The sequence below is a fragment of the Kitasatospora sp. NPDC059747 genome (assembly GCF_042732955.1).
Lineage (GTDB): Bacteria > Actinomycetota > Actinomycetes > Streptomycetales > Streptomycetaceae > Kitasatospora.
This window is the reverse complement of the sequence record NZ_JBHWGV010000103.1, coordinates 10098-17276: the sequence shown is the minus strand read 5'-3', so window position 1 is coordinate 17276 and position 7179 is coordinate 10098. Positions and strand designations below refer to the sequence as shown.

The 7179-nt window shown below is 73.5% G+C and carries 5 protein-coding genes; 2 read left to right on the top strand and 3 right to left on the bottom strand.

Annotated features, from left to right (window positions below):
- Nucleotides 1-90 precede the first annotated feature (90 nt).
- From ACFV4G_RS33390 to asnB, 3 genes are all read right to left on the bottom strand, one after another.
- Entirely contained in the window at nucleotides 91-843 is a 753-nt protein-coding gene (locus ACFV4G_RS33390; RefSeq protein WP_380445929.1) for a hemerythrin domain-containing protein, read from the bottom strand.
- 137 nt (nucleotides 844-980) lie between these two features.
- The gene (glnT, locus tag ACFV4G_RS33385) at nucleotides 981-2372 is read right to left on the bottom strand and encodes a type III glutamate--ammonia ligase (RefSeq protein ID WP_380445928.1); all 1392 of its coding nucleotides are present in this window, start codon (nucleotides 2370-2372) and stop codon (nucleotides 981-983) included.
- 15 nt (nucleotides 2373-2387) lie between these two features.
- On the bottom strand, nucleotides 2388-4259 hold the full coding sequence (gene asnB, locus ACFV4G_RS33380; RefSeq protein WP_380445927.1) for an asparagine synthase (glutamine-hydrolyzing): 1872 nt from the start codon (nucleotides 4257-4259) through the stop codon (nucleotides 2388-2390).
- A gap of 315 nt (nucleotides 4260-4574) precedes the next feature.
- Here asnB and ACFV4G_RS33375 point away from each other — a divergent pair, with 315 nt between their 5' ends.
- Both ACFV4G_RS33375 and ACFV4G_RS33370 read left to right on the top strand, forming a co-directional pair.
- A complete protein-coding gene (locus tag ACFV4G_RS33375; protein ID WP_380445926.1) occupies nucleotides 4575-4820 on the top strand; it encodes a hypothetical protein in 246 nt (81 codons plus the stop codon).
- 170 nt (nucleotides 4821-4990) lie between these two features.
- A complete protein-coding gene (locus tag ACFV4G_RS33370; protein WP_380445925.1) occupies nucleotides 4991-7063 on the top strand; it encodes an alkaline phosphatase family protein in 2073 nt (690 codons plus the stop codon).
- Nucleotides 7064-7179 lie beyond the last annotated feature (116 nt).

Genomic DNA, 7179 nt, shown 5'->3' with positions numbered 1-7179 from the left:
ACAGCTCTCGCGCGCGCCCTGCCCGGGGGGGGGCGGGGGGCGGGGGCCGCCCCGCCGCCCGCCCCGCCCCCACCTCGGTGTGGGCTCACGTCAGATCTGCGCCCAGACCCGGGCGTTGAGGTCGCGGTACTGCTCCCGCCAGCCGGGCAGCGCCCCGGCCATCTGCTCCGCGAACGCCGGCGGCAGCGCGGCGATCAGCGCGTCCACCACCACCGGGTCCACGTCCTCCTCGGTCCAGGTCGAGACGAGCCACCGCGGCGGTTCACCCGCCCCGGGGCCGCCCTGGCCGGCCCGGCCCGGGCCACCACCGGGGCCGCCCTTGCCCGGACCGGCGCCAGGACCGGCGCCAGGACCGCCCTTGCCCTGGCCGCCGGCCAGTTCCTCGGGGCGGATCCGGTCCACCAGCACCGGCACGATGTGCTTCTCCTCCCGGTCCAAGTGCCGGCCCAGCAGCCCGGCGAGCCGCTCGGTGGCGGCCCGCGCCGTGGCGACGGCCTCGGGCGTCGTCAGGTCGGCCATCAGCCGGCCGATCTCCTTGAGCCGCGCGTCCAGTTCCTCGTGCTCCTGCTCGATGCCGTCGAGCGGCTCGGCCAGCTCCGGGGCGCGCGAGAGGGCGAGCGGGAAGAGGCTGGCGTCCTCGTTCTCGCTGTGGTCGGCCAGCACCCACTCGAACAGCCGCCAGCGGTCGTTCAGCAGGGCGGCCTGCGCGGTGTCCCGCGGGTCGAGCGCGGCGAGCGCCCGCGGGAGGCGTTCGGCGTCCCGCCGCAGGGCGTGGTGGACCAGCAGGAAGGACGTGGCGGCGGTGATCCGGCCCTGGTCGTCGAGCTGGAATTCGGTACTCATACCGGTGAACTCCCTTATCGGGTACCGCAGATGGGGACGAGCGAGGGCGACACTAGCGGAGCGCGCCCGGCCTCCGCGGCAACCCGCGGCGACCGGGCGCGCCCGGTGGTGCACTTCGGTGCAGAGGCACTGCGGTGTCAGAGGGTGGTGAGGTAGCGGTCGACCTCCCAGCCGCCGACCGCCCGGTGGTACTCGGCGAACTCCTCGTGCTTCGACCGCGCGTAGAAGTCCACGAATTCCCCCTCCCCCGCCTTGCCGAAGGCCGCGCGCAGCACCGCGTCCCGGCGGACGGCCTCGGCCGCCTCGGCGAGCGTGGCGGGCAGCGGCGCACCGCTCGACGGCTGCGCCGCGGCCGCCTCCAGGTCGGCCTCGTTCGGCGGGCCCGGGTCCGCCGACCGGTCGACGCCGTCCAGGCCGGCCGCCAGCAGCGCGGCCGTCGCCAGGTAGGGGTTCGCCGAGGAGTCGACGCAGCGCGCCTCGACCCGGCCCGGCGCCGGTACCCGCAGCAGCTGGGTGCGGTTGTTGCCGCCGTACGTGGCGTAGGTCGGCGCCCAGCTGGAGCCGGAAGCCGTGTCACCCCTGGCCCCGAGCCGCTTGTAGGAGTTGACGGTCGGGCAGGTGAAACCGACCACCCCCGGGGCGTGCGCCAGGACGCCGCCGATGAACGCGTAGCCGAGCGCCGAGACGCCCAGGCCGCGGGCGTCGCCCTCGTCCAGGAACAGCTCCTCGCCGCCGGTGCCCCACAGGCTCAGGTGCAGGTGCAGGCCGCTGCCGGTCAGGTGGCCGAAGGGCTTCGGCATGAAGCTGGCGATCAGCCCGGCGTCCCGCGCCAGCATCTGCACCAGGTACCGGAAGAGCACCACGCGGTCGGCGGTGACCAGGGCGTCGGCGTAGTCGAAGTTGTGCTCGAACTGGCCGTGGGCGTCCTCGTGGTCGTTGGAGTAGTTGCCCCAGCCGAGGCGGCCCAGGGCGCGGCTCACCTCCGCCACGTGGTCCAGCGAGCGGCCCAGGCCGCGGGCGTCGTAGCAGGGCCGGGGGCCGGTGTCCTCCGAGTCGGCGACCGCGATGCCGCCGTCGGCCGTGCGCCGCAGCAGGAAGTACTCCGGTTCGGCGCCGACCTTGAGCACCATGCCCCGCCCGGCGAGCTCGGCGAGCGCCCGGCGCAGGATCACCCGGGGGGCGTAGGGCCAGGGCGCGCCGTTGACGTGCGGGTCGCACTGGACGACCGCGAGCCCGGTCCGCCACGGCAGCACGCTGTAACTGGTGACGTCCGGGACGGCGACCACGTCCGGGTCGGCCGGCGACTGCCCGATCGACCCGACCGCGTGGCCCGCGAACCCGACCCCGTCGGCGAGCAGCCGGGGCACCGCCGCGGCCGGCACCAGCTTGCAGCACGGCCGGCCGTCCACGTTGACGAACATGGCGAGCACGAACTCGATGCCGTCCCGTTCGACGGCCCGTACGAACTCCTCCGCGGAGCGCGGCGGCCGCGCCTGGGCGTGCGTCGGAGCTTCTACACGAGTGGACACGAGATCACCCCTCCGTCAGACGTCCAGCGTGACGCGGTACTCGGCGAGCCACGTGTTGAGGCTGAGCACCATCTCCACGTCCAGCCGGCAGATCCACGCCCACACGCCCGGCTGGTCGGACACCCGCGCCGGATTCTCGGCGACCGCCAGCGCGGCGGGGACGTCGATCAGCGGCAGCACCGGCGCGGCCGGATCGGCGAGCACCTCGCGCAGCTGGCGGCAGAGCTCGCCGAGGTAGGCACCGTCCTGGGTGACCGGGTAGGGGCTCTTCTGCCGGTCCAGGACCTTGCGCGGCAGCAGGTCCCCGGCGGCGGCGCGCAGCAGGCTCTTCTCCCGGCCGTCGTGGTTCTTCATCGCCCAGGGGGTGTTGAAGACGTACTGGACGAACTCGTGGTCGCAGTACGGCACCCGCATCTCCAGGGCCGGCCCCATGCCGAGCCGGTCGCTGCGGTCCAGCAGCACCCCGAGCCAGCGGGTCAGGTGCAGGTGGATGACCTCGCGCATCCGGCGCTCGTGCTTCGACTCGCCGGCCAGCACCGGCACTTCGGCGAGCGCCTCGCGGTAGCGCTGGGCGACGTAGCCGCGCAGGTCCAGCTTCTGCAGCAGGCCCTTGTCGAGCAGGCCGAGCCCGAGGCCGGGGTGGGCGGCGTCGTAGACGTGCATGATGCCCATCCACGGGAAGGTGTCGCTGTAGACGACGTCCTCGTTGTGCACCCACGGGAATCCACCGAACACCTCGTCGGCGGTCTCCCCGGACAGCACCATCGTGGCCCGCTCGCGCACCGCCTTGGAGAGCAGGTACGCCGAGGCGTCCATGTCGCCGAACATCGACGGCATGTCCTGTGCCACGACGCACGCCCGCCGCACGTCCGGGTCGGCGAGCTCCTTGGTGGTCAGCGTGATCTGCTGGTGCACCGTCCCGGCGTACTTGGCCATCGCGTGCGCGAACGGCGCGTCCGAGGTGCCGCGCATCTCGTCGGACCGGAAGCCCTCCGCGCTGGTGAGCAGGAGGGAGAAGCTCTGCAGCGGCGGTTCGCCGTTCTCCTTGGCCCAGCGGGCGGCGAGCGCGGTCAGCACGCTGGAGTCGAGACCGCCGGAGAGCAGCATGCCGCGCGGCACGTCCGCGACCAGCTGCCGGGCCACCACCTCCTCCAGCTGCTCCCGCACCCGGGTGACCGTGGTCGGCAGGTCGTCGGTGTGCGGGCGGGCCTCCAGGGCCCAGTACGTGCTCTGCGCTGAGCCCTTGCGGCTGAAGCGCAGCACGCTGCCGGGCAGGACCTCCTGGACGCCGGCGTAGATCGACACGCCGGGGGACTTCGTCTGCGCCAGCAGTTCGGCCAGCCCGCCGGCGTCCACCCGGGCGTCCACCGCCGGGTGGGCGAGCAGCGCCTTGGCCTCGGAGCCGAAGACGATGCCGTTCGGCAGCCGCTTGTACAGCAGGGGCTTGATGCCCATCTGGTCGCGGATCAGGAAGAGTTCCTCCCGGCCGCTGTCCCAGATGCCGAACGCGAACATCCCGTTGAAGTGCGTGCCGCAGTCCGGGCCCCACTCCAGGTAGCCGCGGAGCACCACCTCGGTGTCGCACCGGGTCGTGAACCGGTGCCCCTTGGCCTCCAGTTCCGCGCGCAGCTCGCGGAAGTTGTAGATCTCGCCGTTGTACGTCACGGCGACGACGGCCCGGCCGTTCTCCTCGGCGGCCATCGGCTGCCCGCCGCCCGGGATGTCGATGACGGCGTTGCGGGTGTGCCCGAAGCCCGCGTGCGGCGCGAACCACACCCCGTCACCGTCGGGCCCGCGGCAGGCCAGGCTGTCCGTCATCGCCCGCACCACCGTGCGCAGCGTGTCCGCGTCCTGCTCGAAGTCGACCCATCCGGCGATCCCGCACATCCGCTCGCTCCTTCCGGCGACGCCTCCCGGCCGTCCGGCCGGTCTCCGTCTCGCCACCACGACGGGCATGGTGGCCGAGCGCGGTCGAGGCGCTCTGAAGACGCATGCCGGGCGCGGTCCGGCTTCGGGCGGACACCCCGGAGGGCCGCCCCGGGCGCCGTACGGCCCGACGGGCCGCGGGCGCTCACGCCGACCCCGCGTCAGCAACGCATCAGGGCGGCGCCAGCAAGGCGTCAAACCCGGATCGCGGGCCGCTGCGCCGGTGCAGGCTGTCGGGTACCTGCAGGTCCGCAGGTCGTTCCGGAGGTGATCCGCATGTCCGTCATCGCTGCGTTCCACTCCGCGGTCCCCGCCGTCGGCCGACGGGGGCGCGGGCTGCGCGCCGCGCTCGCCGCGGCGGTCGAGCGCCTGGCCGCGAGCCCGCTCGACAGCACCGTCCTCCAGGCCATGGGCAAGGAGTCCGCGTCGGCGCGGCGGGCCGGATTGCGCGCCCAGTGGCACCCCGTCACCACCGACGAGGGGACGACCCGTCTCGAAGCCACCTGGCGCACCGCGCGCTGACCGGGGCCGCCGGTACCCCGATCACGGGGAATCCGGCCATGGGGAATCCGGTCGCCAACTGTTCACGAGCCGGTCAGAAAACTTGTAGAGACAAGTGTGCCGAGCCACCGGGATCGTATGGACGCCCGGCCGCGCCGCCGGGACCTCGAACCCCACACGGAGACATCCGCATGATTCCTGTGTCCGGCTCACGACCGTCCCGCCTCCCCGCCGCCCTCACGGCAGCGGCCCTCGCCCTCGCCCTCGCCGTCCCGGCTGCGCTCGCCACCCCGAGCGCGAGCGCGGCCACCACGACGGCCACCACGAGCGCCACCACCAGCGCCAACCTGCTGCTCAACGGCAACGCCGAGACCGGCCAGTGCAGCCCCGGCGGCTGGGAGGAGACCACCCTCCCCGGCTGGCGGATCACCGCCGGCGACCCGGTCATCGACTGTTACGGCATGCCGTCCGGCGCCACCGCCGGCTCCCCCGGCTCGCCGACCCGCGGCACGTCCTACTTCCAGGGCGGCTCCCGCGGCAGCTCCCGGATGACGCAGACGGTCGACGTGTCCCCGGCCGCCACCGCCGTCGACGGCGGTTCGGTGTCCGCCACGCTCAGCGGCTGGCTCGGCGGCGTCGGCTCGTACGACGACAACGCCAAGGCCACCGCGACCTACCTGAACGCCGCCGGCGCCTCCCTCGGCAGCTCGGCGATCGGCCCGGTGCTGGCCGCCGACCGCGGCAGCGCCACCGGCATGGTCCGGCGCAGCACCACCGGCGCCCTCCCCGCCGGCACCCGTTCGATCAAGGTCACCATCGACTTCTCGATGACGGGCACCCAGAACGACGGCATGGCCGACGACCTGTCGCTGACCCTCGACACCGCCGTCACCCCCGGCACGCTGAGCGTCCCCGCCTCGGCCGTGCCCGGCTACGACCACGTGTTCCTGATCATGATGGAGAACACGAACTACTCGGCCGCGTCCAACACCGCCACCGGCAGCCCGGGCATCGTCGGCAACACCACCGACGCGCCGTACATCAACAACACGCTGATCCCCATGGGCTCGCTGCTCACCGACTACCACGCGGGCACCCACAACTCGGACCCGAACTACGAGCAGGTCGCGTTCGGCAACAGCTACGGGCGCAGCGCCAAGGCGCCCGGCGGCAACAACAGCAACTGCATCACCAGCGCGGCCTGCGCGGCCACCAACGACGGCCTCGGCGACAAGCTCGACCAGGCCGGCAAGACCTGGGCGGAGAGCGTCTACGGGCAGACCAGCGCCTGCCAGACCACCTCCAGCGGCAACTACGAGAACGACGACGTGCCGTTCTACTACGCCCCGCGGATGAAGAACGACAACGCCTACTGCCGGGCGCACTGGCCCGCGTGGAGCGACTACACGAACGCGCTGAAGTCCGCGTCGACGACCCCGAACTTCACCTGGTTCGCGGCCGGGGCGTGCAGCGACTTCGAGTTCTGCTCGATCTCCTCCGGCGACACCTGGCTGAAGAACAACCTGCCGCTCATCTTCGACTCGCCGGCCTGGAAGAACGACCGCTCGCTGCTGATCGTCACCGTCGACGAGGACGGCAAGTCGTCGCCCGGCGGCTTCGGCCCCGGCCAGACGAACCAGGTGATGACGGTCGCCGTCGGCTCGCAGAACACCGTCAAGGCGGGCTACCGGGCGACGAACCGCTACGACCACTACAGCACCGCCCGGGTGGTCCGGGACGCGCTCGGCCTGCCGGCGATGACGAACAACGACGCCTGGGCCACCCCGTACGACGAGGTGTTCACCGGCACCGGAAGCCCCGCGCCCGCCCCCGCCCTCACCAACGGCGGCTTCGAGGCCGGGGACCTCTCGGGCTGGACGACGGCCGGCTCCGCCGCCGTCACCCCGGCCGCCGCCCGCACCGGCGGCTACGGCGCGGTGCTCGGCTCCACGAGCCCGAGCGCCGCGTCCACCGCCGCCCAGACCTTCACCGCTCCGGCCGGCAGCTCCACGCTCTCCTTCTGGTACGACGTGACCTGCCCGGACACCGTCGACTACGACTGGGCGAACGCCACGCTGCAGGACGTCACCACCGGCACGAGCACCACCGTGCTGGCCAACACCTGCACCAGCGGCCTGGGTTGGCAGAACGCCACGACCCCGGTCACGGCCGGCCACAGCTACACCCTGACGCTCACCAACCAGGACGACGGCGCCGCCGGCGACCCGACGTACACCTACGTCGACGACGTCACGGTCTCCTGACGCCACCGTGGGGGGCCCCCCCCCCCCGGCCCCCCCCCCCCCCCCCCCCCCCCCCCCCCGCGGGCCCCCCCCCCCCGGGGGGCCCGGCCCCGCCCGACGACACGCAGGCCCCCCCG

What these genes read in the sequence shown, in the direction of transcription:
- ACFV4G_RS33390 (WP_380445929.1), bottom strand. Translation starts at nt 843, where the DNA reads ATGAGTACCGAATTCCAGCTCGACGACCAGGGCCGGATCACCGCCGCC.
- asnB (WP_380445927.1), bottom strand. Translation starts at nt 4,259, where the DNA reads ATGTGCGGGATCGCCGGATGGGTCGACTTCGAGCAGGACGCGGACACG.
- ACFV4G_RS33375 (WP_380445926.1), top strand. Translation starts at nt 4,575, where the DNA reads ATGTCCGTCATCGCTGCGTTCCACTCCGCGGTCCCCGCCGTCGGCCGA.
- ACFV4G_RS33370 (WP_380445925.1), top strand. Translation starts at nt 4,991, where the DNA reads ATGATTCCTGTGTCCGGCTCACGACCGTCCCGCCTCCCCGCCGCCCTC.